Annotated in this window: 21 protein-coding genes and 1 pseudogene; 9 read left to right on the plus strand and 13 right to left on the minus strand. The window is 69.5% G+C overall.

Translation table 11 applies throughout. From position 1 onward, the window contains the following. Positions 1-15 precede the first annotated feature (15 nt). Entirely contained in the window at positions 16-1287 is a 1272-nt protein-coding gene (locus tag LRS03_RS16650) for a Glu/Leu/Phe/Val family dehydrogenase (RefSeq protein WP_257826803.1), read from the plus strand. A gap of 27 nt (positions 1288-1314) precedes the next feature. Here the strand turns inward: LRS03_RS16650 and LRS03_RS16655 are convergent, their stop codons facing one another. From LRS03_RS16655 to LRS03_RS16675, 5 genes and pseudogenes are all read right to left on the minus strand, one after another. Beyond that, positions 1315-2409, minus strand: a complete 1095-nt coding sequence (locus LRS03_RS16655; RefSeq protein ID WP_257826805.1) for a GGDEF domain-containing protein — start codon at positions 2407-2409, stop codon at positions 1315-1317. Positions 2410-2468: 59 nt separating this feature from the next. Beyond that, the gene (gene ubiA, locus LRS03_RS16660) at positions 2469-3344 is read right to left on the minus strand and encodes a 4-hydroxybenzoate octaprenyltransferase (protein WP_257826807.1); all 876 of its coding nucleotides are present in this window, start codon (positions 3342-3344) and stop codon (positions 2469-2471) included. Positions 3345-3353: 9 nt separating this feature from the next. Beyond that, positions 3354-4373 carry a 5'-methylthioadenosine/S-adenosylhomocysteine nucleosidase gene (locus tag LRS03_RS16665; protein WP_257826809.1) on the minus strand — a complete coding sequence of 340 codons (1020 nt, stop codon included), beginning with the start codon at positions 4371-4373 and terminating at the stop codon, positions 3354-3356. Beyond that, entirely contained in the window at positions 4373-4825 is a 453-nt protein-coding gene (locus tag LRS03_RS16670; RefSeq protein WP_257826812.1) for a DUF2214 family protein, read from the minus strand. The genes LRS03_RS16665 and LRS03_RS16670 overlap by 1 nt, the downstream gene beginning before the upstream one ends. A gap of 195 nt (positions 4826-5020) precedes the next feature. Beyond that, a pseudogene (locus tag LRS03_RS16675) lies at positions 5021-6647 on the minus strand (peptide chain release factor 3). A 70-nt stretch (positions 6648-6717) separates the two neighbouring features. On the opposite strand from LRS03_RS16675, the gene LRS03_RS16680 reads away from it, so the two are divergent. The 3 genes from LRS03_RS16680 to LRS03_RS16690 all read left to right on the plus strand — a co-directional run bounded on the left by LRS03_RS16680 (position 6718) and on the right by LRS03_RS16690 (position 10076). Beyond that, a complete protein-coding gene (locus tag LRS03_RS16680) occupies positions 6718-7614 on the plus strand; it encodes an Fpg/Nei family DNA glycosylase (protein WP_257826814.1) in 897 nt (298 codons plus the stop codon). A 20-nt stretch (positions 7615-7634) separates the two neighbouring features. Further along, positions 7635-8228: a peroxidase-related enzyme gene (locus LRS03_RS16685; protein WP_257826815.1), complete on the plus strand. Its 594-nt coding sequence runs from the start codon at positions 7635-7637 to the stop codon at positions 8226-8228. A 72-nt stretch (positions 8229-8300) separates the two neighbouring features. After that, a complete protein-coding gene (locus LRS03_RS16690) occupies positions 8301-10076 on the plus strand; it encodes a diguanylate cyclase (protein WP_257826817.1) in 1776 nt (591 codons plus the stop codon). Between the two features lie 23 nt (positions 10077-10099). Here the strand turns inward: LRS03_RS16690 and LRS03_RS16695 are convergent, their stop codons facing one another. Both LRS03_RS16695 and LRS03_RS16700 read right to left on the minus strand, forming a co-directional pair. Then, on the minus strand, positions 10100-11296 hold the full coding sequence (locus LRS03_RS16695) for an amino acid aminotransferase (RefSeq protein ID WP_257826819.1): 1197 nt from the start codon (positions 11294-11296) through the stop codon (positions 10100-10102). Positions 11297-11335: 39 nt separating this feature from the next. Then, entirely contained in the window at positions 11336-12424 is a 1089-nt protein-coding gene (locus tag LRS03_RS16700) for a DUF2332 domain-containing protein (RefSeq protein ID WP_257826820.1), read from the minus strand. Positions 12425-12575: 151 nt separating this feature from the next. Here LRS03_RS16700 and LRS03_RS16705 point away from each other — a divergent pair, with 151 nt between their 5' ends. Next, positions 12576-13148: a Crp/Fnr family transcriptional regulator gene (locus LRS03_RS16705; RefSeq protein WP_308296483.1), complete on the plus strand. Its 573-nt coding sequence runs from the start codon at positions 12576-12578 to the stop codon at positions 13146-13148. A 3-nt stretch (positions 13149-13151) separates the two neighbouring features. Here the strand turns inward: LRS03_RS16705 and LRS03_RS16710 are convergent, their stop codons facing one another. After that, positions 13152-13637: a glutathione peroxidase gene (locus LRS03_RS16710; RefSeq protein ID WP_257826822.1), complete on the minus strand. Its 486-nt coding sequence runs from the start codon at positions 13635-13637 to the stop codon at positions 13152-13154. A 131-nt stretch (positions 13638-13768) separates the two neighbouring features. Between LRS03_RS16710 and LRS03_RS16715 the strand changes: the two genes are divergently transcribed. After that, entirely contained in the window at positions 13769-14563 is a 795-nt protein-coding gene (locus tag LRS03_RS16715) for a response regulator (RefSeq protein ID WP_257826823.1), read from the plus strand. A 15-nt stretch (positions 14564-14578) separates the two neighbouring features. On the opposite strand, the gene LRS03_RS16720 is transcribed toward LRS03_RS16715, so the two are convergent. Both LRS03_RS16720 and lplT read right to left on the minus strand, forming a co-directional pair. Further along, a complete protein-coding gene (locus tag LRS03_RS16720; RefSeq protein WP_257826824.1) occupies positions 14579-15466 on the minus strand; it encodes a DMT family transporter in 888 nt (295 codons plus the stop codon). Between the two features lie 5 nt (positions 15467-15471). Beyond that, complete coding sequence (gene lplT / locus LRS03_RS16725; protein ID WP_257826825.1) at positions 15472-16749, minus strand: lysophospholipid transporter LplT; 1278 nt, start codon at positions 16747-16749, stop codon at positions 15472-15474. 93 nt (positions 16750-16842) lie between these two features. Here lplT and alr point away from each other — a divergent pair, with 93 nt between their 5' ends. The 3 genes from alr to arfB are packed head-to-tail and all read left to right on the plus strand — an operon-like array spanning position 16843 to position 19018. Beyond that, the gene (gene alr / locus LRS03_RS16730; RefSeq protein ID WP_257826826.1) at positions 16843-17952 is read left to right on the plus strand and encodes an alanine racemase; all 1110 of its coding nucleotides are present in this window, start codon (positions 16843-16845) and stop codon (positions 17950-17952) included. Then, positions 17949-18617: a hypothetical protein gene (locus LRS03_RS16735; protein ID WP_257826827.1), complete on the plus strand. Its 669-nt coding sequence runs from the start codon at positions 17949-17951 to the stop codon at positions 18615-18617. The genes alr and LRS03_RS16735 overlap by 4 nt, the downstream gene beginning before the upstream one ends. Further along, positions 18617-19018: an alternative ribosome rescue aminoacyl-tRNA hydrolase ArfB gene (arfB, locus tag LRS03_RS16740; RefSeq protein WP_257826828.1), complete on the plus strand. Its 402-nt coding sequence runs from the start codon at positions 18617-18619 to the stop codon at positions 19016-19018. Before LRS03_RS16735 ends, arfB begins: the two co-directional genes overlap by 1 nt. Positions 19019-19063: 45 nt before the next feature. Here arfB and LRS03_RS16745 read toward each other — a convergent pair whose 3' ends face one another. The 3 genes from LRS03_RS16745 to LRS03_RS16755 all read right to left on the minus strand — a co-directional run bounded on the left by LRS03_RS16745 (position 19064) and on the right by LRS03_RS16755 (position 22606). Next, a complete protein-coding gene (locus LRS03_RS16745) occupies positions 19064-20320 on the minus strand; it encodes an HD-GYP domain-containing protein (protein WP_257826829.1) in 1257 nt (418 codons plus the stop codon). 169 nt (positions 20321-20489) lie between these two features. Then, complete coding sequence (locus LRS03_RS16750; protein WP_257826831.1) at positions 20490-21119, minus strand: LysE family transporter; 630 nt, start codon at positions 21117-21119, stop codon at positions 20490-20492. 32 nt (positions 21120-21151) lie between these two features. Then, complete coding sequence (locus LRS03_RS16755; RefSeq protein WP_257826833.1) at positions 21152-22606, minus strand: aminotransferase-like domain-containing protein; 1455 nt, start codon at positions 22604-22606, stop codon at positions 21152-21154. Between the last annotated feature and the right edge of the window lie 13 nt (positions 22607-22619).

The following is a 22619-nucleotide window of genomic DNA, read 5'->3' on the forward strand; positions in this document are numbered from 1 at the left end:
AAACGGAGAACCGTCATGAGCTATCTCTCGTACGTCACCCCCAGCGCCACCAGCCCCTGGCACACCTATCTGGAGCAGGTCGACCGCGTGCTGCCCTACCTGGGCCCGCTGGCCCACTGGGCTGAAACACTCAAGCGGCCCAAGCGTGCGCTGATCGTCGACGTGCCGATCGAGATGGACGACGGCAGCGTGGCCCACTTCGAGGGCTACCGCGTGCAGCACAACCTCTCGCGCGGCCCCGGCAAGGGCGGCGTGCGCTACCACCCCGACGTGACGCTCGAAGAGGTGATGGCCTTGAGCGCCTGGATGACGGTGAAGTGCGCCGCGGTCAACCTGCCGTACGGTGGTGCCAAGGGCGGCATCCGCGTCGACCCCAAGCGGCTGTCGAAGAAAGAGCTGGAGCGCATGACGCGGCGCTACACGAGCGAGATCGGCATCATCATCGGCCCGCAGCGCGACATCCCGGCGCCCGACGTCAACACCAACGCGCAGATCATGGCGTGGATGATGGACACCTACTCCATGAACACCGGCACTTCGGCCACTGGCGTGGTGACCGGCAAGCCGCTGCACCTGGGCGGCTCGCTCGGGCGGGTGAAGGCCACCGGCCGCGGTGTCTTCGTCACCGGCCGCGAGGCCGCCCGCCGCCTGGGCATGAACCTCGACGGGGCACGTGTGGCGGTACAAGGTTTCGGCAACGTGGGCAGCGCCGCGGCCGAGCTCTTCGTGGGCGCAGGCGCCACCGTCGTCGCCATCCAGGACCACACCGGCACCCTCGTCAACCCCAAGGGTTTCGACATGCACGCCGCCATGCAGGTGTTAAAGCGCGACGGCGGCATCGGCCAGTACCCCGATGCCGAGCGCATCGACAACGAGCAGTTCTGGGACGTGGACTGCGACATCCTCATCCCCGCCGCGCTCGAAGGCCAGATCACGCTGCCGCGCGCCAACCGCATCAAGGCCCGGCTCGTGCTCGAAGGCGCCAACGGGCCCACGCTGCCCGAAGCCGACGACGCCCTGCGCGAGCGCGGCGTGCTGGTGGTGCCCGACGTGATCTGCAACGCCGGCGGCGTGACCGTCAGCTACTTCGAATGGGTGCAGGACTTCTCGAGCTTCTTCTGGAGCGAAGACGAGATCAACGTGCGGCTCGACAAGATCATGGTCGATGCGCTGCGCTACATCTGGGACACCGCCGACCGCCACAAGATCACGCTGCGCACCGCGACCTTCGCGGTGGCGTGCGAGCGCATCCTGAGCGCACGCGAGGAGCGCGGGCTGTACCCCTGATCAGCCCTGGATCGACCCTCTGAACGCTCAGTGCGCGAGCGCGGGCACGCGCTTCAGCGCCGCAGCGGTGGGCGCGTCATCGCCCTCGCAGCGGTTGCGGCCGGCGATCTTGCCGCGGTACATGGCCGCATCGGCCCGGGCGATGGCCGCCGACAGCGGCTCCAGGGCCTGCAGCGTGCTCACACCCAGCGTGATGGTGACGCTCGGCGCCTGGTCGGCCTGCGGCAGCTGGGCCTGCTGCACCGCCAGGCGCACCCGCTCGGCCACCCGCCGCGCCTCGGCCGAGCCGGTGTCGGGCAACACGATCAGGAACTCTTCGCCACCCCAGCGGCACACCGTGTCGACATCGCGCGTGGCGGCCTGCATGGCCTTCGCGACCGCGATCAGCACCTGGTCGCCCACCTCGTGGCCGTGCCAGTCGTTGACCGACTTGAAATGGTCCACATCGCCGACGATCAGGCTCATCGGCGCGCCATCGCTGCGGCGGCGCGCGAGGTGCAGGTTGGCCACGTCGAGCGCACGGCGGCGGTTCGCGAGGCCCGTCAAGGGGTCGGTCGCCGCGAGGTCTTGCAGGCGGTTCTCGGCGCGCATCACGGCCTTCAGGTGGAAATTGGCCAAGTGCGCCAGCAGCGCGAGCGTGGCGACGATGTTCAGGATGCGCACCGCGTCGAGCGCGCCGGGGGCCAGCACGGTGAGCGGCGCGAGGTGGTGCGCCATCTGGTCCAGGCCGATGTAGAAGGCCGCGAGCGTCAGCCCCAGCAGGGCCTTGGTGTGCCGGTGCCGCACCGGGCTCATGAACACCATCGGCATCATCAGCAGCACGTAGTAGTGGAAGCCGCTCTCCCAGCCCAGCACGCGCGTGGCCACGAACGCATGCCCGAGCAGCTCGCCCCAGATCAGCGCCAGCGCCAGGCGGTTGTGGCGATTGCGCAGCAGCCCATAGGCCACCCCGTAGAGCGCGATGCTGCCGAGGTTGGCCCAGCCCATCAGCGGCGCCGACAGCAGGAAGAAGAGGAGCGCGAACCCGGTGTGCACCAGCGATGCAGCCACGACGGCCCGCACCAGCACCTGCCAGTACGATCGGCCGGTGTGGCCAGCGCGACGGGCAATCGAATCAGGCATGCCCCGATTTTCGGTCGCGCAGCGTGCCTGCGCGCACGCCAAGCGGCCGCGGGTGCGAACTAGCGCACGGCGAAGTCGACCAGCACGCCGGCGAAGACCACGAAGCCCAGCCAGTGGTTGAGGCGGAAGGCCTTGAAGCAGCCCTCGCGCGTGCGCGTGCGGATCAGCGTGTAGTGCCAGCCGGCGATGGCGGCCGCCACCGCCAGCCCCGTGAAATAGGCCACGCCCAGGCCGAGCGCCACACCGATGGCGGCCCAGATCGCGACATACGCCGCATAGAACAGCATCACGCCCAGCACGTCAAAGCGGCCGAGCGTGATCGCCGAGGTGCGGATGCCGATCTTCAAATCGTCATCGCGGTCGACCATCGCGTACTCGGTGTCGTAGGCCAGCACCCAGAAGAGGTTGCCCACCAGCAGCGCCCACGCGACCGGCGGCACCGTGCCCTGCACCGCGGCGAACGCCATCGGGATGCCGAAGCTGAAGGCCACGCCCAGCACCGCCTGCGGCATGGAGAAGAAGCGCTTGGTGAAGGGATAGAAGATGCTGACCGCGAGCGCCGCGAAGCTCCACGCGATGGTGACCGTGTTGGTGGTGAGCACCAGGCCGAAGGCGATGAGGGCCAGCAGCGCACCAAAGAGCAGCGCCGCCTTCACGCTCAGCGCACCGCTCGTCACCGGCCGCTGCGCGGTGCGTTTCACGTGCTTGTCGAAATCGCGGTCGGCCACGTCGTTGACGGCGCAGCCCGCGCTGCGCATCAGCAGCGTGCCGAGCGCGAACACGAACAGCAGGTGCCACCCCGGAAAGCCCTGCGCCGCAATCCACAGCGCCGACAGCGTGGGCCACAGAAGCAGGTAGGTGCCGGCCGGACGGTCCCAGCGGATGAGGTCGAGGTAGAGCGAGACGCGGGAGGGCGTGGGCGCGGTGGTAGCCATGCCCGAAGTCTAGAGCGGCTTCTTTTTCGCGCCTTTGATGCGCGCCGTCCACGCGTCGAGAAACGCCAGCGTCACCGCCGCCTCGTTGGCCTCGGCCAGGCCGCTCATGAAGAGCGCACCCACGTCGGCGTTGAACTCGGTGGCACCGGCCAGGTCGCTGATGCTGCGCAAAGCGATGTAGGGGACGCCGTTGGCATGGGCGACGTGGGCGAGCGCCGCGGTTTCCATCTCGAAGGTGTCGGCCTTCAGCGTCTCGAAGAGGTACTGCCGGTAGTCCGCGTTGGCGAGGAAGACCGTGGCCGAGACACCCAGGCCGCCCACGCGCAGCTGCGGTTGTTCGCGCACGCATTGCGTCGCATCGACCTCGCCCGAGGGCTGGCGCGCCTTGGGGCCGCAACGTTCGAGCTTGGGCGTGAGCGTGCGGGCGACGGCCAGCATCTCGGCATCGACCGGGTAGTCGAAGCGGAACTCGCCCTTCGGCGCGTTGGCTGCGGTGAGCACATGCGTCTCACGCATGAAGAGGCCGGGCGCATAGGGCCGCAGCGGCTGGCCGTCGGCACCGGTCGCGAGCTTGAGGCCGAGGCAGCCCACGTCGCCCTTCTGACCGCAAGGCGCCGGCACCTGGGTGTCGTCGTTCCAGTAGACCTCCATCGGCATCGCCCAGCGCTCGGGCACGGTCACGTCGCCCACGTGGAGCGCCGGGTTCAGGCCGCCGGCGATGCCGCTCATGATCAGTCGCTCGATACGGAAGTGGTCGAGCATCTGCTGCGTGACCATTGCCGCATTGACCATGCTCACGCCGCTCAGCACGATCACCACGCGCTGGCCGCGCAGCAGGCCGGTGGTGTAGCGCTTGCCGGCGAGCGTCCAGCTGCGCTTCTTCTGCGTCTGGGCGATGAGGATGTCGGCCTCGGCACCGAAGGCCGAGACGATGCCGATGCGTGGCGTGCAGTCGCTCAGGCAGCGTGGCGCCGCCTGAGCGCCCGCCCCGAACACGAGCGCCGCCAGAAGGGTCGCGAGCGCGCGCATCAGAAGCGCAGGCCCTTGGCCATCAATGAGGCGCTGAGCGTCAGCAGCACCAGCAGCAGCATCTGCAGGCTCAGCAGGCGCGAGATGCGCTGGTACTGCGTCTCGGGAATCTGCGGCGCCTGGCCGGCCTGCAAGGTCGATTTCCAGCGGGCAAAGCTGATCGTCGGGTAGATCGACAAGAGACCGATCACGACGAAGAGCGTGAGCTTCAGGTGGAAGAAGGGCATGGCCTTGTAGAACTCCCAGCCCTTCTCGAAATAGACCACCCGCAGTGCGCCGACGGCGAGCAAGCCGCCGGCAAACGCGCCGTACCACCGGTCGGCGGCCGCCAGCAGCTTGGCTTCACGCAGCGTGGGCGTGCGGCTGAAGGTCAACCACTCGAAGAACAGCGTGGCGACGACGCCGAACGCAAAGACGAAGTGCAGGAAGGCGATGAACGAGCTGGCGAGCATGGTGGCGGGCAGGCGTCGTGGAGGAAGCCCCGACTGTGCCGTGCCCGCCTGCCGTGCTCAAGCCCGATGCGACGAAACGCGCTTTTTGCGCCGCGAAGCGCGGCGCCCATCGAGCCACGCCCCAGGGTCCGGCTTTGCCGGCCCGATGGGTGGCGCCCCTTGGGGGCAGGAGCGCCGCGACTGGGGGGCCGTCTTCTAGCCGTCCAGTTGCTTCTGGAAGACGAGCCCGGCGTGCTCGCGCAGCGCGTGGAACTTGATCTTCGGCCAGTTCTCCTGCATCGCCCGCAACTCGCCGGCGTATTCGAGCAGCACACACGCGGCGTCGACGGCATCGAGCGCGACGCGGTGGTCGTTGGCGTCGATGAAGCGCTTGAGACTCCTTCTCACCGCCATCGGCCTCGTCGCAGGTCACCCAGCGCGCCACGTTGTAGCGGGCCGGCATCACGCGGGCCTTGACCCCGTACTCATGCTCCAGCCGGTGCGCGACGACTTCAAACTGCAGTTGCCCCACCGCGCCGAGCAGCAGCACGCTGCCCGCCACCGGGCGGAACACCTGGATCGCGCCTTCTTCGCCCAGCTGCGTGAGGCCGGCGCGCAGCTGCTTGGTCTTGAGCGGGTCGGCCACTTCGACGCTTCTGAACATTTCCGGCGCGAAGAACGGCAGGCCGGTGTACTGCAAGGTCTCGCCTTCGGTGATGGTGTCGCCCAGCTGCAGCACGCCGTGGTTGGGGATGCCGATGATGTCGCCGGCAAAGGCCTCGTCGAGCAGCTCGCGCTTCTGGCTCATGAAGGTGACCACGGTGTTGGGCCGCAGCGTCTTGCCCGAGCGCACCACCTTCAGGTTCATGCCACGCTCGAAGCGGCCCGAGGCCACGCGCACGAAGGCGATGCGGTCGCGGTGCGCCGGGTCCATGTTGGCCTGGATCTTGAACACGACGCCGGTGAACTTCTTCTCGTCGGGTTGCACCACACGCTGGATGGCGGCGCGCTCGCTCGGCGGCGGCGCGAGGTCGACCAGCGCGTCGAGCACCTCGCGCACGCCGAAGTTGTTGACCGCCGAGCCGAAGAACATCGGCGTCTGGTGGCCGGCGAGGAACTGCGCTTCGTCGAACGAAGGCGCGGCCTCCTGCACCAGCTCGATCTCGCCACGCGCCTGCTCGAACTGCATGCCGAAGCGCTCGGCGTAGGCGGGGTTGTCGAGGCCGGGCAGGATCTCGTCGTCGGCGCCCTTGCGGTCTTCGCCGGGGCTGAACACGCGCATCTGCTTTTCGCGCAGGTCCATCACGCCATGGAACTGCTTGCCCATGCCCACCGGCCAGGTGAAGGGCACGACACTCATGCCCAGCTCGCGCTCGATCTCGTCCATCAGCGTGAGCGGCTCCTGCACCTCGCGGTCCATCTTGTTGACGAAGGTGAGGATGGGCGTGTTGCGGGCGCGGCAGACCTGCAGCAGCCGGCGGGTCTGCGGCTCCACGCCGTTGGCCGCGTCGATCACCATCAGCGCCGCGTCGACCGCGGTGAGCACGCGGTAGGTGTCTTCCGAGAAGTCCTGGTGGCCCGGGGTGTCGAGCAGGTTGATGACGCAGTCGCGGTATTCCATCTGCATCACCGATGACGCGACCGAGATGCCGCGCTGCTTTTCGATTTCCATCCAGTCGGAGGTGGCGTGGCGTGTGGCCTTGCGCGCCTTCACGCTGCCCGCGATCTGGATCGCGCCGGAGAACAGCAGCAGCTTCTCGGTGAGCGTGGTCTTGCCCGCGTCGGGGTGGGAAATGATGGCGAAGGTGCGACGGCGGCGCACCTGGGGGGTCAGGTCGGACATGGGGTTGCGGCGCTGCTGAAACCTGCGCCGCCTCGTGGAAACCCGTGATTATCGGGGCCGGCGGATTTCCGTGACACTCGATCCCATGCCGGAGCTGCCTGATATCACGGTCTACGTCGACCGCCTGGCCGACAAGGTCCAGGGCCAGGTGCTCAGACGCGTGCGCGTGCTCAACCCCTTCCTGCTGCGTACCGCGCTGCCGCCGCTGGCCGAAGCCGAAGGCCGCACCGTCATTGGCGTGGAACGCCTCGGCAAGCGCGTGGTGCTGGCGCTCGACAACGGCCGCTTCCTCGTCATCCACCTGATGATCGCCGGCCGCCTGCGCTGGCTGCTGCCGGGTGGTAAGCCGCCGGGCAAGATCTCGCTCGCCGTCTTCGAGTTCGACGACGGCAGCGTCGTGCTGACCGAAGCGGGCAGCAAGCGGCGCGCCTCGCTGCACGTGCTCGCCGACCGCGCCGCGCTGCAGGCGATGGACCCGGGCGGCCTCGACGTACTGGGCGCCTCGCTCGCCGACTTTAGCGCGCGCCTCACGCGCGAGAACCACACGCTCAAGCGCCAGCTGACCGACCCGCGGCTCTTCAGCGGCATCGGCAACACGTATTCGGACGAGATCCTCTTTCGCGCGCAGCTCTCGCCGATCCAGCTGTCGCAGAAGCTCGATGCGCAGCAGATCGAGCGGCTGTACCACGCGACGCAGGGCGTGCTGCAGGAGTGGATCACCCGCCTCGGCGAAGAAGCCGGCGAGTGGCCGGAGAAGGTCACCGCCTTCCACCCGCAGATGGCGGTGCACGGCAAATACAACCAGCCCTGCCCCGCGTGCGGCACGCCGGTGCAGCGCATCGTCTACGCCGACAACGAGACGAACTACTGCGCCCGCTGCCAGACCGGCGGCAAGCTGCTCGCCGACTGCGCGCTGTCGACGCTGCTGCACAAGAGCTGGCCGAAGAACATCGACGAACTGGGCTGACGAGGCCCGAGGAGACCGCCATGAGCCACCCCATCAGCCGCTACCCGGTGCCCGAGATCGCCGACCTGCCGGAGGACATCCGCACCCGCATCCTCGAGGTGCAGGCGAAGACCGGCTTCATCCCCAACGTCTTCCTCGGCTTCGCGCACCGGCCCGACGAGGCGCGTGCCTTCTTCGCGTACCACGACGCGCTGTTGCTGAAGGAAGGCGGCAATCTCACCAAGGGCGAGCGCGAGATGATCATCGTCGCCACCTCGGGTGCGAACCGCTGCCTCTACTGCGTGGTGGCACACGGGGCGATCCTGCGCATCTACGAGAAGAAGCCGCAGATCGCCGACCAGGTGGCGGTGAACCACCGCAAGGCCGACATCACCGAGCGACAGAAGGCGATGCTCGATTTCGCGATGAAGGTGTGCAAGGCGGCCGACGAGATCGGCGAGGCCGACTTCGAGGCGCTGCGGGCCCACGGCTTCGACGACGAGGACATCTGGGACATCGGGGCGATCACCGCCCTTTTTGGACTGTCCAACCGCATGGCCAACCTCATCAATCTGCGGCCAAACGAGGAGTTCTACCTGCTGGGGCGGCTGCCGCGCGACAAGAAAGGTGCCTGAGCCCGGACAATCCGCGCTGGCACCCACGGTGCCGTCGCCCCCTTCCTGCCCCTGTCCCGCGCTGTACCGGGAATGCATCGTTCGTCCTCCCTGCCTTTCCCCTTCAGCCCTTGGTGGCTGGCGTGCCTGACGTGGTGCCTGCTGCTGGCCAGCGCCCACGCGGCACCGCTTCGCCTGGACACCCAGCGTGTGGCGCAGGCCTGGCCAGCCGTGACGATGCTGGTCGACGCGAGCCGCACGCTCACCCTCGAGCAGGTGCTCGCGCAGCGCGAGCGTTTTGCGGCACCCCCGTCGGCACACGCGACACTCGGCGTGCGGGACGAGGCGGTGTGGCTGCGGATACCCATCGAGTCGTCGACGCGGACGACGCCGCGCTGGGTGCTCGACATCGACTACCCGGCCCTGCACCGCGTCGACGCCTACCTGCTGGTGCAGGACCGGGTGGTGCGCCAGGCGACACTCGGCAGCCACCAGCCGTACTCGCAGCGGCCGCTGGCCAGCCGATCGCACGCGATGCCCATCGAACTCGCGCCCGGCAGCACCGGCGAGCTGCTGCTGCGGGTGCAGACCGGCGGCGCGATGATCCTGCCGATCACGCTCAACACGCCGCAGGCCTTCCACGAACGCGCGCTCGCCGAGCAGACGCTGCAGGGTGCGCTCGGCGGCCTGGGGCTCGCGCTGCTGGTCTACAGCCTGGGGCGCTTCGTCACGCTGCGCGAGACGCTGTCGCTCAAGTACGCGCTGCTGGCCGCGGGCAGCATCTTCTTTTCGCTGTTCCAGTTCGGCATCGGGGCGCAGTACCTCTGGCGCGACTGGATCTGGATGGAGCAGCACGCCGGCGGCCTGTTCTCGCTGACGGCCTTGTGCGGCTCCTTCCTCTTCATCGAGCACGCGCTGACACGGCCGATCAACGGCCGCAGCGCGCTGACGGCGCAGAGCCGCTACACCGGCCGCGGCTTCAGCCGGCTGATGCACGCCGGCGCGGTGCTCGTCGCCGTGCTGGCGGCGGCTTATGCGCTGGGGCTCTTCAACACCCGCGTCGTCACCGCCATCGTGAGCGTGCTCGGGCCGGTGCCCGCGCTGCTGGGCCTGCCGGGCGCGCTGTCACGCGCACGCCAGCGCGACCCCGTGGGCTGGGGCTTCCTGCTCGCCTGGGGCATCTACGCGATCGCCACGGCCACGCTGATCGGCGTGATCAACGGCATGCTGCCGGTGAACTTCCTCACGCTGCACTCCTTCGAGTTCGGCGCCACCGTCGACATGCTCTTCTACCTGCGGGTGCTGAGCCTGAGCACGCAGGCCATGCACGCCAACGCGCTGCATGCGAGCCGTGAACGCGACGTGTTCCGCCTGCTCGCCAACAGCGACCCGCTCACCGGGCTGCACAACCGGCGCGGGCTGCTGGGGCAGATCAAGTCGGCGCTGCACAAGCGCGGACCCGACAACCTGGTGGCGCTCTACCTGCTCGACCTCGACGGCTTCAAGCCGGTCAACGACCAGCATGGCCACGAGGTCGGCGACCAGTTGCTGCTGTTGATGTCGCGCCGCCTGCAGGCGGCCACCCGCGCGCAAGACACCGTGGCCCGCCTGGGCGGCGACGAGTTCGTGGTCCTGACCACCGGCCTCGCCGGCCCCGAGCAGGCCGACGCACTCGCGCACAAGCTGCTGGAGACCGTGCACGAGCCCTTCCAGGTCGGCCCGCACCGCTGCGAGATCAGCCTCACCATCGGCTACACCCTCGCACCGCCCGACGGCGACGACCCGGACGAGCTGATCCGCCACGCCGATGCCGCGATGTACCTCGGCAAGCAGATGGGCAAGGGCGTGGCGCGACGCTGGTCGGCCTGAGGCCCTCGTCGTTTCAACAGGCCTTACGTCGCCAGCACCGCCGCCATCGCCACCGCGGTGGCTTCGACGTTCGACGAGTTCAAACCCGCCACGCACATGCGGCCCGAGCGCACGAGGTAGACCGCATGCTCTTCGCGCAGCCGGTCGACCTGCTCGGCCGTGAGGCCGGTGTAGCTGAACATGCCACGCTGGGTGAGGAAGTAGTCGAAGTTGCGGCCGGGCAGCTTGGCGCTGATCACCGCATGCAGCTTCTGGCGCATGGCCTGGATGCGGGTGCGCATCGCGTTGAGTTCATCGGCCCACTGCTGGCGCAGCTCGGGCGTGCCGAGCACGCGGGCGACGATCTGGCCGCCGTGCGTCGGCGGGCTGCTGTAGTTCTTGCGCACCGTCGCCTTCATCTGGCCCAGCACCAGCTCGGCCTGCGCCTTGTCGGGGCAGACGATCGACAGCCCCCCGCAGCGCTCGCCGTAGAGCGAGAAGCTTTTGGAGAAGCTGCTCGCGCAGAAGAAGCTCACGCCGGCATCGGCCAGCGCGCGCACAGCCCAGGCGTCTTCGTCGATGCCGTCGCCAAAGCCCTGGTAGGCGATGTCGACGTACGGGATGAGCTTGCGTTGCTTCAGCACCGGGATCAGCTCGCCCCACTGCGCACGCGACAGGTCGACCCCCGTCGGGTTGTGGCAGCAGGCGTGCAGCAGCACGATGCTCTTTTCCGGCAGCGCCTGGATCGCGTCCAGCATCTCGGGGAAGCGCAGGCCGCCGGTCTTGGCGTCGTAGTACGGGTAGGTGTTCACCGTGAAGCCGGCGCCTTCGAACATGGCGCGGTGGTTGTCCCAGGTGGGGTCGCTGACCCAGACGTTGCTCGTCGGGAAGTAGCGCTTGAGGAAATCGCCGCCGACCTTCAGGCCGCCCGAGCCGCCGAGCGTCTGCACGGTGGCGATGCGGCCGCTCTTCACGGCTTCGTGGTCGGCCCCGAACAGCAGGTGCTGCACCGCCTGGCGGTAGTTGGGCGCGCCTTCCATCGGCTGGTAGGGGCGTGCGCCGACGGTCTGCAGCATGGCCGACTCGGCGGTCTTCACGGCCTTCATCACCGGCAGGTTGCCGGCGTCGTCGAAGTAGATGCCGATGGAAAGGTTGATCTTGTTCGGCCGCGGGTCCTTGCCGAAGGATTCGTTGAGGGTGAGGATGGGGTCGCCAGCGTAGGCGTCAACGTGCTCGAACATGAGGGGCTCCTGCAGGGGAGCCGCGATTATCCGGCCAGCCTACCGGGCCAGCCATTCGGCCCAGCGCCCGTGGCCATGCGAGCGCGCCAGGGCCTCGAAGCGGGGCTCGCCATCGACGCGATGGCACAGCGTCCAGACGCTCTGGGCCTTCGGCAGCTCCGGTCGCGGCGCCGGCAACTCGACGGGGCCGATCGTGAGGGTGCTCGCCTCGGCCGACAACCACATCGCCCCGGTGCGGCGCACGAGGTCGGTCACGGTCTCGATGTGGCGCTGCAGCGCGGGCCGCTCGAAATAGGTCAGCACCCAGCTGTTGAAGATCACCGGCTGCACCCCCGCCGGCAGCGCGGCGAGCCAGGGTTCGATGGCGGCGGTGCAGTCGGCGATCTCCCGCACCGGCCAGCGGCGGTCACGCGCGATCTGCACTGCCTGCTCGAAGCGCTCGGCGCGGGCCGCATCGCTCGGCCACAGGCAGGCCCGCAACCAGCGCACGGCCACGGCGTCGTCGACCGCCACCGGCGCCGGGTCGATGCCACAGCGCTGCACGATCTGCGGCGTCGGTGCGGCCGGGGCGCGCAGCGGGCCATGCCAGGTGCAGGGCAGCAAGGGCACGCCGCGGCGCGTGTCGGCCGCGTCGTAGCGGTAGACATCGACGCCGAGGTTGAGGCCGGCGCTCGTGCCCACGTCGAGCAGCGCGAGGCGCGTGGTGCCGCTGCGTACCACCACCGCGTGCAGGGCCGGCCACAGCACGGCGCAGCGGCCGATCTCGTTGGTCTGCGTCGTGTGGGTGCGCATGCAGTCGCGTAACTCGGCCGCGTGCTGCGCCACGAAGTCGCGCAGGCAGCCGGCGAGGGCGTCGTCGGGCGCCCGGTGGCCGCCGCAGCTTGGGTAATAGGCCGCGAGCGGGTGCGCCACGCCCGCGAGCAGCCGGTCGTGCACCGCGGCCAGCCAGAGGTTGGGGCGCTGCTGCTCGGGGCTGGCGCCGGCCAGCAGATCCAGCAGCGCCAGGTCGTCGGCGACGAGGCGGCACAGCGCTTCGTAGAGCGGTTCCTCCGGGCATTCCATGTCGGCGAAGCGACGGAACAGCGCGGCAAGGCGGTCGAGGTCGGCAGGGGTGAGCGTGAGGTCCATGCCGGCAGTGTGGTGCGGCGGGCGCGCAAGAATTGTCGGGTGCCCGACAATCAGGCCATGCGAGACGACGTCGCCCGCGTGCTGACCGCCAGCCTGCCCGAAGCTCACCCTCACGGCCGCGCACTGGCAGGGCCTGCTGCCGCTGTGCCGCCTGCACCGCCTCACGCGCGGCCAGGTGCTGCTCACGCAGGGAGAGCCGACGCCAGCGCTCTTCGGCCTGGCCGGCGGCGAGATGGAGATCCGCTTCCTCACCGTCGACGGCGAGGTTTCGGTGATCGAGCGGGTGCCGCCGGGGCGGCTCTTCGGGCTGTCGTCGTTTGCGAGCGGCCAGCCGTCGACCTTCGAGGTGCTGGCGGCCAAGGGCTCGCGGGTGGTCGCCTTCGGCCCCGCCGCCTACGAATTCCTGATGGACCAGGTGCCCGGCTTCGCCCGCTCACTGATGCGCGAGTACGCGCGGCGCTACCACGGCACCTTGCGCATGCTCGAGGCCTCGCGCCACCGCAGCGCCGACGAGCGGCTGCGCCTGGCCCTGGAGCAGCTGGCCCGCACCGAACGCGCCGGCCCGCCCGACGCGCAGGGCTGGCGCCACATCCGCACCACCCAGGCCGAGCTGGCGGCGCTGGCCAGCCTGTCGCGCCAGACGGTCAACGAGCTCGTGCAGCAACTTGCCGCGCAGAAGCGGCTGCGGGTGGTCTACGGCGGGCTCTGGGTGCCCGCCGGCTGAACATCAGGCCGCCAGGGCCGCCTCGATGTCTTTCGTGATCGACTCCGGCGAATCGTTGGGCGCGTAGCGCTTGATCACCTGGCCGTCTTTCCCGACGAGGAACTTGGTGAAGTTCCACTTGATGCCCTTGGTGCCGAGGATGCCCGGGGCTTCGGCGGTGAGCCACTTCCACAGCGGGTGGGCCTCGGCGCCGTTGACCTTCACCTTCTCCATCATCGGGAAGCTCACGCCGTAGTTGAGCTGGCAGAAGGAGGCGATCTCGTCGTTCGAACCGGGGTCTTGCCCGCCGAACTCGTTGCTCGGGAAGCCCACGACCACCAGGCCCTTGTCGCGGTAGGTCTCCCACAGCTTTTCCAGCCCGGCGAACTGGGGCGTGAAGCCGCAGGCGCTGGCGGTGTTGACGATCAAGAGCACCTTGCCGCGCTGGGTGGACAAGTGGGCGGGCTTGCCGTCGATGGAAACAGCTTCGTAGTCGTAGACACTGGCCATGGACGCTCCTGAAGGGGTGGTGTAACAAAGTCGACCCCGGATCGTAGCGCCGACGCCCGCCCGGCGCCGCGCAGGGTTGACGCCCCAACGTCCGGCGCCGAACATCGGCCACCGCCACGACGAAAGTCCCCATGTCCGAGCGCATCCCCATGCGCTACACCGTCGCGCTGCAAGGCTTCAGCGACTTCGAGCGCAACACGCTGGCCTCCTTCTTCCGCCTCGGCCAGCACCGGGCGCCGGCCTACGTGCAGGGCACCTCGGCCACCGAGAGCGACTTCGTCATCGCCGATGCCGACAGCCCGGCCGCGCTCAACGCCGTCAACGACGCCCATCGGGTGCAGGACACCATCTTCATCGGCGCCTACGCGCCGGCCGGCGCCGCCGCCCACCTGCCGCGGCCGATCGAGCCCAACCGCATCCTGCGCGAGCTCGACCTGCTGCTGGAGGCGCGCTTGGCGCTCCTCGACGAGCCACCGCCCACCGACTGGGTCGTCTCTTCGCCGGACGACCTGCAAGGCGGCGACGGCCTGCCCGCGCTCGACGTGCTGGTGCTCGACGACAGCCGCATCGCGCTCAAGTTCCTGCAGGCACGGCTGCAGGGCCTGGGCTACCGCGTGCATGCGGTGCAAACGGCCGACGAGGCGATGGCCTTGCTCGCCACGCAGCCGTTTTCGCTGGTCTTTGTCGACATCGACCTCGGCGGCGACGGCACGCTCGACGGCCTGGGCGTGTGCCAGCACCTGAAGCAGCGGCGCGAGCACCCCGGCGGCCTCGCGCCCAAGGTGGTGGTTGTCACCGGCAGCACCAGTTCGAGCGACCGGGTGCGCGGCGACCTCGCCGGCTGCGACGCCTACCTGACCAAACCGCTGATGGAAGACGAATTCCTGGCGGCCCTCGTCCAGCTCGACCCGACGCGCAAGCGCTGACGCCGCGGCGCGGCCTCAGTGCGCACTGCCACTGTCGAGCGTCGACAGCAGCGCCGCCAGCAGGATCAGCCCCCCGCCCATCGCCAGCGCCGGCGTCATCGTGCCGCCACCCAGCAGCAGCGCCGACACCGAGGCGAACAGCACCTCGGTCAACATCACCACCGAAGCCACGTTGGCCGGCAGCCGGGCGGCGCCGTACTGCAGGGCCACGTTGCTGACCAGGAAAAAGCCGCTCAGCACCAGCGCGAGCGGCACCCAGTCGAGCGCCGGCGCGGGCGGCCACGCCACCTCGCCCTGCCAGGCGAGCGTGGCGGCGAGGGTGCCGGCCACCAGCACGCCGCCGAGGAACATCGCCATCGCGCGGCTCTCTTCCGGCTGCTGCGCTTCACGCCGCAGCATCACGTTGTTGAGCGCAAACGAGAACCCGCCGCACACCCCGAGCCAGTCGGGCAGCGAGCGTGGCACGGGGGACGAGCCGCCGCCCTCGGGCCACAGCACGATGGCCGCCCCGCCGAGTGCGAGCAGCACACGCACGCCGGCCAGCCAGGTGAGCTTCTCGTGCAGCAGCACGCGGGCAAGCAGCACCACCCACAGCGGCATCAGGTAGAAGAGCAGCACGACCCGCACCACGTCGCCGATGGACACGCCCCAGTTGAAGGCCGCATTGGTGCTGCCCGAGGCGAATACCAGCACCCACAACACCGGGCGACGCAGCACCTGGCCGATGGCGTGGGGCCGCGCCACGGCGATCACCGCCACCGCGACGAGGTAGACCAGCACCGTGGCCCACAGCGGGTGCAGGCCGGCCGACTGGAGCTGGCGGAACGGCCACCACGACACGCCCCACACGAAGGCGTTGACCATCAGGGCCAGGGCCGGCCACAGGCGAGACGGGGACCGCATGGCGGTCAATGCTTGTCGCTACGCGCCAAGGCCAGCAGGTGATCGACTTCGTCCTTGTAGCGCACGCAGTTGCTGGCGTGCCAGCGCCGGATCACCCACATCGAGCCGGCGACCACGAGGCCGAAGACGGTGATGGCGGTGAACGCGGACAGGCCGAACTTGGTCATGCCGGTGTAGAACGCGCCGAGCGCGAGGATGCAGGCCTGCTCGTTGAAGTTCTGCACGGCGATCGAGCGGCCGGCGCCCATCAGGTTGTGGCCGCGGTGCTGCAGGAGCGCGTTCATCGGCACCACCATGTAGCCGCCGATGGCACCGAGCACCAGCAGGAAGGGAGCCGCGGTCCAGACGTTGCTGATGAAGTTCATCGCGATCACGAGCAGGCCCATCGCGATGCCCATCGGGATCACCTTGGTGGCCTGGTCGAGTCGCATGCGCATCGAGGCGACGACCGCCCCGACGGCGGTGCCGATCGCGACCACGCCGACCAGGGCCGACGCCTGCGTGGTGCCGTAGCCGAGCGCGGCCGCGGCCCAGGCGAGCACGATGTAGCGGAAGTTGCCCGACACGCCCCAGATCAGCGTCGTCGTGCCGAGCGAGATCTGGCCGAGCTTGTCGCCCCACAGGCGGGCGTTGCAGCTGGAGAAGTCGCGCACCAGCGCCACCACGCTGCCGGTCATCGGCTGCAGCGGCGCTTCGGTGCGCGGGATCTTGAGGTTGAAGAGCGCCGCGATCGCATACAGCGCGATCAGCGACACGATGGCGGCTTCGGGCGCGGTGTCGATGCCGGTGTCGAGCATGGGCATGTCGACGCCGAGCATCATGCGCGAGACCGCCTGGCCGACCAGCTGGCCGCCCAGCAGCACGCCGAGGATGATGGATGCGATGGTGAGGCCCTCGATCCACCCATTGGCCTTGACCAGCTGCGAGTTGGGCAGCAACTCGGTGAGGATGCCGTACTTGGCCGGCGAGTAGGCCGCCGCGCCCAGGCCGACGACCGCGTACGAAATGAGCGGGTGCACGCCGAACAGCATCATCAGGCAGCCGGCCACCTTGATGAGGTTGGAGACGAACATCACCCGCCCCTTGGGCACGGCATCGGCAAACGCGCCGACCAGCGGCGCAAGGATGACGTAGAACAGCGCGAACATCGGCACCAGGGCGGCGCGCTGCCACTCGGGTTGACCGGAGGTTCTCAGCAGTTCGACGGCGGCGACGAAGAGCGCGTTGTCAGCCAGCGAGCTGAAGAACTGCGCCGACATGATCGTGTAGAAGCCTTTTTTCATTCGGCGGGAGCGAGTCGTACTGCGAGGGGCCCGTGGGGTGCGGCGGGGTTATAGCACGCAGTCACGACAGGCCCCGCTGGCAGAATCCCCGCCATGCCGCGCCCCATCGAAGCCTGGGTCCACGCCGATGCGCTGGCCCACAACCTGAATTGCGCCCGCCGCCATGCTCCCGACGCCAAGGTCTGGGCGGTGGTCAAGGCCAACGCCTACGGCCATGGCATCGAGCGCGCCTACCCCGGCCTGCAGTCGGCCGACGGCTTCGCGCTGCTCGATCTGGCCGAGGCCGAACGCATCCGCGCACTGGGCTGGCGCGGGCCCATCCTGCTGCTCGAAGGCTGCTTCGAAGCACGCGACCTCGAACTCTGCTCGCGCCTGAACCTGTGGCACACGGTGCACCACGAGGCGCAGATCGACTGGCTGGCCACCCACAAGACCACCTGGCCGCACCACGTCTACCTGAAGATGAACAGCGGCATGAACCGGCTCGGCTTCACGCCGTCGGCCTTCCGCCACGCATGGCAGCGGCTGTCGGGCCTGACCCAGGTGGAGTCGATCACGCTGACCACGCACCTGTCGGACGCCGATGCCGCCCCCGGCTCGGCACGCGGCATCGCCCACCAGCTCGCCGTCTTCGATGCGGCCACGCACGACCTGGCCGGCGAGCGCTCGCTGTGCAACAGCGCTGCCACCCTGCGCTACGCACCCGACCAGGCCACGCTGCGCGGTGACTGGGTGCGCCCGGGGATCATGCTCTACGGCTCGTCGCCCGACTTTCCGCACCACACCATCTCGCAATGGGCGCTGCAGCCGACGATGACGCTGCGCTCGCAACTGATCGCCACGCAGCAGCTGCAGGCAGGCGACACCGTGGGCTACGGCAGCAGCTTCGTCGCCGACGGCCCGATGCGCATCGGCATCGTGGCCTGCGGTTATGCCGACGGCTACCCGCGCCATGCGGGCACCGGCACGCCGGTGCTGGTGAACGGCGTGCGCACCCGCACGGTGGGCCGGGTGTCGATGGACATGCTCGCCGCCGACCTGACGCCGGTGCCCGAGGCCGGCATCGGCAGCGAGGTCACGCTGTGGGGGCGCGGGCCGCATGGTGCGGTGATGCCGATCGACGAGGTGGCCCAGGCGGCCGGCACCATCGGCTATGAGCTGATGTGTGCGGTGGCGCCGCGGGTGCCGATGCATTCGGCATGAGCCTGAGGGAGCTGCACCCGCGCACGCGGCGCCGTTTGCGTTGGCACGGCTGGTTGCTGACGATCTGGTGCCTGCTGGTCGGGCTCGCGAGCAGCTGGACGTTGCTGCACCTGTTCGACGTCACCCTGCCCGCCGCGCGCTACGCGATGACCGCGCTCCTGATGTACGCGCTAGGGCTGGTGCTCGGCGTGCAGGTGTGGCTCAAACATTTCGCAGCCTCGGTGCGCGACGACCCGACGCTCGCCGAACGCGGCGCGGCCGCCGAGCCGGTGCGCCGCAGCGACGCAGCGCAGAAATCCTTCGACTGGGGCGACATCCTCGGCAGCGCGGCCGACCTGCTGAGCTTCGACGAAGCGGGTCTGTTGTTGCTGATCCCGGCGCTGCTGCTCCTGCTCGTGGGCCTGCTCTTCGCCACCGGCCTGCTGCCGGTGATGCTGGTCGACGGCCTTGCGGGCCTGCTCGCCGAGGTGGCGGTGCAGTTCGTCTTCGGCACGCTGATCGCGCGCCGGGTGCTGCGCCCGAAGTCGGAAGACGAGGCCTTCGTGCACATCCTCGGCAAGACCTGGCTGATCGGCGTGCTGATGGTGCTGGCGAGTGCCGCACTCGGCTGGGGCCTGCGCGAGTGGCAGCCGGGGCTGGTGTCGATCACGCAGCTGTGGCGCTGATGCGTGTCCTGCTCGACCCCTCGGAGGTGGAGATCACCGCCATCCGCGCCCAGGGCGCCGGCGGGCAGAACGTCAACAAGGTGTCAAGCGCGGTGCACCTGCGCTTCGACGTGCGCGCCTCGTCGCTGCCCGAGCCGGTGAAGGAGCGCCTGCTCGGCCTGCGCGACCAGCGCATCACCGACGAAGGCGTGGTCGTCATTAAGGCCCAGACCTCGCGCAGCCGCGAGGCCAACCGCGAAGAGGCGCTGCAGCGCCTGCAGGAGATGATCGACAGCGTGGCCACCCCGCCGCGGGTGCGCAAGCCGACCCGGCCGACCTATGCGTCGAAGCAACGGCGCCTGCAGAGCAAGGGCCAGCGCAGCCTGCTCAAGGCAGGGCGCACCAAGCCACACGACGGCTAGTGTCCAGTCACCGTGTGCTGGCCTGATGCGCCGCGCCCTGAACGGTCAGGCCCCGAGCTGCTCGCCGAGCAGCATCAGGCTCTGCAGGTCGCCGGCGGGCAGCTTGCCTGCGCGCAGGAGGGTCGCACTGCGGATCGAGCGCAGGCGGAACAGCAGCTCCTGCTCCACCGCTTCGATCTCGGCCGCGTCCTGCACTGCCACCTCGCCGTCGCTCCACAGGCCGCTCGCGGCCCAGCCCTTGCGCAGGCGGGCGAGCAGCCCTTGCGCGAGCGCCAGCGCATCCATCAGCGCCTGCGACTTGGCGGTCGAGGCGAGCGCCACGATGCCGGCGTGCGCCGTCTGCAGCGCCGCGTCGAGCAGCGCCAGGCGCACACGGATCTCATCGGGCGTGAGGAAGGATTGCAGCGGCGGCTGCTCGCGCGCCGCCTGGGAGATCGGGCCGACGACGCTCAGGTCGAACTCGCCGGGCACCACGCGCAGGGCGACGCTCGCCCGCGCGAGGTCGGGGCAGTCGCTGCGCAGCACGTTGAGCACCGCTTCGGTCACCGCGAGCTGGCGGCCTTGCGGCGACAGCTGTTCGCGCAGCAGGCAGTGCGGATAGCCCGAGCCGTCGAGCCGCTCATGGTGCTCGGCCACCGCCCGCGCCACGCTGGGCGGGTAGTCGGTGAGCTGCTGCAGCAGCAGCTTGCCCACGTGCGGGTGCACCACCAGGTGCTGGTAGCTCTGGAAATCGAGCGTGTGCGCGATGTCGGCCTCGCCATGCTCGGGGGCGATGTACATCTCGCCGAGGTCGTGCAGCAGGCCGCAGAGCATCGCGATGCGCACGTCGCCGCGGCTCGCGCCGTGGGCGATGGCCAGGGCCCCGTTGAGCGCCATCGCCTGCACCGCATGGTCAAAGGATTCGGCCCGCGAGGCCTGGCTCGCGGTCAACAAGAGCTGCGCCACCGGATGCAGCGGCAGGTGCGGCACCTCGCGCAGCAGCTTCGCGGCGTGCGGCATCAGCACCGGCGAGAGCGCCGAGTCGCGCGAGAGCAGGGCTTCGAAGGCATGCACCAGCGAGTGCGCGGTCACGCCGTCTTCGGCGAGCAGGCAGGCTTCGAGCGGGTGGCGCAGCTGGCGGTCCATCAGCTTGCGCTGCAGCGCCTGCGACACCGGTTGCTCGCGCGCCCACAGCTTGGTGCCGGCGACATCGAAGATGTCGCGCGACGCGATGATCGAGCGCGTCTGGCTGGCCTCCAGGATGACGGCCAGCGCGTGCGGGTTGGCGGTCTGGAAGACGGAGGAAGTGGCGGGTGCGTTCATGGAAGCTCCGACAGGCCGTGGCTACGGTTTGTTGTCGGCTGAACGTGGCCCCACTGAAGGAGCAGGTTGTGACCAGTCGTGTCAGCAGGCCGAGCGCCGGGCCGCTCCCAAGCCGGCCCGCGTCCCCTCGGGGGATCGCCCGATGTACCCGTCGGGCGAGGGGCTCACATCAGGCCCGCTTGACGAACGCGAGCATGCCGCCAGCCGCCACGAAGAGGCTGCCGAAGGTGCGGTTCATCAGCCGGATCTGGCGTGCGGATCGGAGCAGGCGCAGCACTCGCGCGGCGAGGAGCGTGTACACACCCATCACCACCAGGTCGGTGAAGCCGAGCGTGGCGGCGATCACGCCGTACTGCAGGGCGAGCGGCTGGGCGAGGTCGAGGAATTGCGGCACGACGGCAAGCAGGAAGACCGTGCCCTTGGGGTTGACCGCATTCACCATCCAGCCGCGCAGCACCAGGGTGCGGCGCTTCACGCTGCCGACCCCACCCTCCACCTCGGCCACCATGGGCTCGGCGGGCGCCCGCCATTGTTTGATGCCCAGGTAGACGAGGTAACCCACGCCCAGCCACTTGACGATGGCAAACGCGAGGCTCGAGGTGGCGATCACCGCGCCCAGGCCGAGGCCCACCACCAGCACCTGCGTCCAGATGCCAAGCACGAGGCCCAGCGTCATGAAATAGCCTCGTGCGACGCCATGGTTGAGCCCGGCGCTCATCGCGGCCACCGCACCCGCGCCTGGCGAAATGCTGATGGCCCAGGAAGCGGCGAAGAAGGCGAGCCAGGTGGCGAGTTCCATGGGGTCTTTCGTTGAACGTGTCAGGTGGCGTGTCAGGCGGCGGCCCGGCCGCGCTCGGCCTCTTCGGCCACGATCTGGCCCAGGCGGCGGATGTGCGCCTCGTGCCGCGGCGACCAGGGGTCACCGTAGTGCAGGCGCAGGAAGTGGTTGAAGCGGGTGCTGTTGCTGAAGGTGGCGCCGGGCGCGCAGCCGATGTGCTCGTGGCGCGCCCGCTCGAAGACCTTGCGCGAGTCGACGTTGCGCGGCATCTCGATCCACAGCATCAGCCCGCCCTGCGGCCGGCTCATCTTGCAACCCGCCGGGAAGTGGCGCGCCACCGCATCGACCATCTGCTCGCACTGCAGCTTGAGTGCCGCGCGCAGCTTGCGCATGTGGTGGTCGTAGCCGCCATCGCGGATGAACTCGGCGATCACCTCCTGCGGCAGCATCGCGCCGGTGATGGAGGTGTGGAACTTGTGCGACTGCGCGGTCTTGAAGTGGCGGCCGGGTGCGATCCAGCCGACACGGTAGCCCGGCGCGACCGTCTTGGTGAAGGCCGAGCAGAGGATCACGTCGTCATGCGTGTCGAAGGACTTGAGCACCGGCGGACGTTCTTCGCCGAAGTAGGTCTCGCCGTAGATGTCGGTCTCGATCAGCGTGAAGCCGCGTTCGCGGGCGAGTGCCACCAGCCTGCGCTTGTTGTCGAGCGGCATCAGGCTGCCGAGCGGGTTGTGGAAGTTGGGCACCACGACGCAGGCCCGCACCGCGCCGGCCCGCTGTGTGGCCAGGTCAAGCGCTTCGACCGAGATGCCTTCGCGCGGGTGCGTGGGGATCTCGATCGACTTCATGCCGAGCGTGCGGATGATCTCCAGCAGCATCCAGTAGGTCGGCGATTCGAGTGCCACCGTGTCGCCCGCCTGCGCGGCCGAGCGCAGCGCGAGGAACACCGCCTCGCTGCCGCCGTTGGTGAGGATGATTTCCTCCGGCCGCAGCCGCACGCCGGCGCTCACGCTGCGGCGCGCGATCTCCTGGCGCAGATTGAGGCTGCCGGTGATGCTGTAGCGCGAGGCGTATTCAGGATGCAGGCGGTTGAGCTTGGCGGTGAGCTGGCGCAGCTTGGCCTCGGGCAGGATCTCGCGCGCCGGCAGCGGGCAGAACGAGGGCGCGGCCTCGGGGTCGTCGTTGCCGAAGAGGAACTGGCGCGTGAGGTCGTCGGGCGTCACGAAGCCGGCGCCGCTCATGCGGGTGTCGAGTTCGGGCTCGGGCAGCGGCGCGTGGCGTGCGGCGACGAAGTAGCCCGACTTCGGCCGGGCCTCGACCAGCCGCTGGTTCTCCAGCCAGCGGTAGGCCTGCGTCACGGTGGACGGGCTCACGCCGTGCTGCTGGCAGAGCTGGCGCACCGACGGCAGCCGGTCACCGGTGCGCAGGCTGCCGGCCTGGATGGCCTGCGCCAGCTCGCCCGCGACGCGGGTGTAGAGCGGCAATCCGGGGTCGGCGGGAGCGTTCATGGGGCCATTCTGA

The organism is Rhizobacter sp. J219 (genome assembly GCF_024700055.1).
Classification (GTDB): Bacteria; Pseudomonadota; Gammaproteobacteria; order Burkholderiales; family Burkholderiaceae_C; genus Rhizobacter.

What these genes read in the sequence shown, in the direction of transcription:
- LRS03_RS16650 (WP_257826803.1), top strand. Translation starts at nt 16, where the DNA reads ATGAGCTATCTCTCGTACGTCACCCCCAGCGCCACCAGCCCCTGGCAC.
- LRS03_RS16655 (WP_257826805.1), bottom strand. Translation starts at nt 2,409, where the DNA reads ATGCCTGATTCGATTGCCCGTCGCGCTGGCCACACCGGCCGATCGTAC.
- ubiA (WP_257826807.1), bottom strand. Translation starts at nt 3,344, where the DNA reads ATGGCTACCACCGCGCCCACGCCCTCCCGCGTCTCGCTCTACCTCGAC.
- LRS03_RS16665 (WP_257826809.1), bottom strand. Translation starts at nt 4,373, where the DNA reads ATGCGCGCGCTCGCGACCCTTCTGGCGGCGCTCGTGTTCGGGGCGGGC.
- LRS03_RS16670 (WP_257826812.1), bottom strand. Translation starts at nt 4,825, where the DNA reads ATGCTCGCCAGCTCGTTCATCGCCTTCCTGCACTTCGTCTTTGCGTTC.
- LRS03_RS16685 (WP_257826815.1), top strand. Translation starts at nt 7,635, where the DNA reads ATGAGCCACCCCATCAGCCGCTACCCGGTGCCCGAGATCGCCGACCTG.
- LRS03_RS16690 (WP_257826817.1), top strand. Translation starts at nt 8,301, where the DNA reads ATGCATCGTTCGTCCTCCCTGCCTTTCCCCTTCAGCCCTTGGTGGCTG.
- LRS03_RS16695 (WP_257826819.1), bottom strand. Translation starts at nt 11,296, where the DNA reads ATGTTCGAGCACGTTGACGCCTACGCTGGCGACCCCATCCTCACCCTC.
- LRS03_RS16700 (WP_257826820.1), bottom strand. Translation starts at nt 12,424, where the DNA reads ATGGACCTCACGCTCACCCCTGCCGACCTCGACCGCCTTGCCGCGCTG.
- LRS03_RS16710 (WP_257826822.1), bottom strand. Translation starts at nt 13,637, where the DNA reads ATGGCCAGTGTCTACGACTACGAAGCTGTTTCCATCGACGGCAAGCCC.
- LRS03_RS16715 (WP_257826823.1), top strand. Translation starts at nt 13,769, where the DNA reads ATGTCCGAGCGCATCCCCATGCGCTACACCGTCGCGCTGCAAGGCTTC.
- LRS03_RS16720 (WP_257826824.1), bottom strand. Translation starts at nt 15,466, where the DNA reads ATGCGGTCCCCGTCTCGCCTGTGGCCGGCCCTGGCCCTGATGGTCAAC.
- lplT (WP_257826825.1), bottom strand. Translation starts at nt 16,749, where the DNA reads ATGAAAAAAGGCTTCTACACGATCATGTCGGCGCAGTTCTTCAGCTCG.
- alr (WP_257826826.1), top strand. Translation starts at nt 16,843, where the DNA reads ATGCCGCGCCCCATCGAAGCCTGGGTCCACGCCGATGCGCTGGCCCAC.
- LRS03_RS16735 (WP_257826827.1), top strand. Translation starts at nt 17,949, where the DNA reads ATGAGCCTGAGGGAGCTGCACCCGCGCACGCGGCGCCGTTTGCGTTGG.
- arfB (WP_257826828.1), top strand. Translation starts at nt 18,617, where the DNA reads ATGCGTGTCCTGCTCGACCCCTCGGAGGTGGAGATCACCGCCATCCGC.
- LRS03_RS16745 (WP_257826829.1), bottom strand. Translation starts at nt 20,320, where the DNA reads ATGAACGCACCCGCCACTTCCTCCGTCTTCCAGACCGCCAACCCGCAC.
- LRS03_RS16750 (WP_257826831.1), bottom strand. Translation starts at nt 21,119, where the DNA reads ATGGAACTCGCCACCTGGCTCGCCTTCTTCGCCGCTTCCTGGGCCATC.
- LRS03_RS16755 (WP_257826833.1), bottom strand. Translation starts at nt 22,606, where the DNA reads ATGAACGCTCCCGCCGACCCCGGATTGCCGCTCTACACCCGCGTCGCG.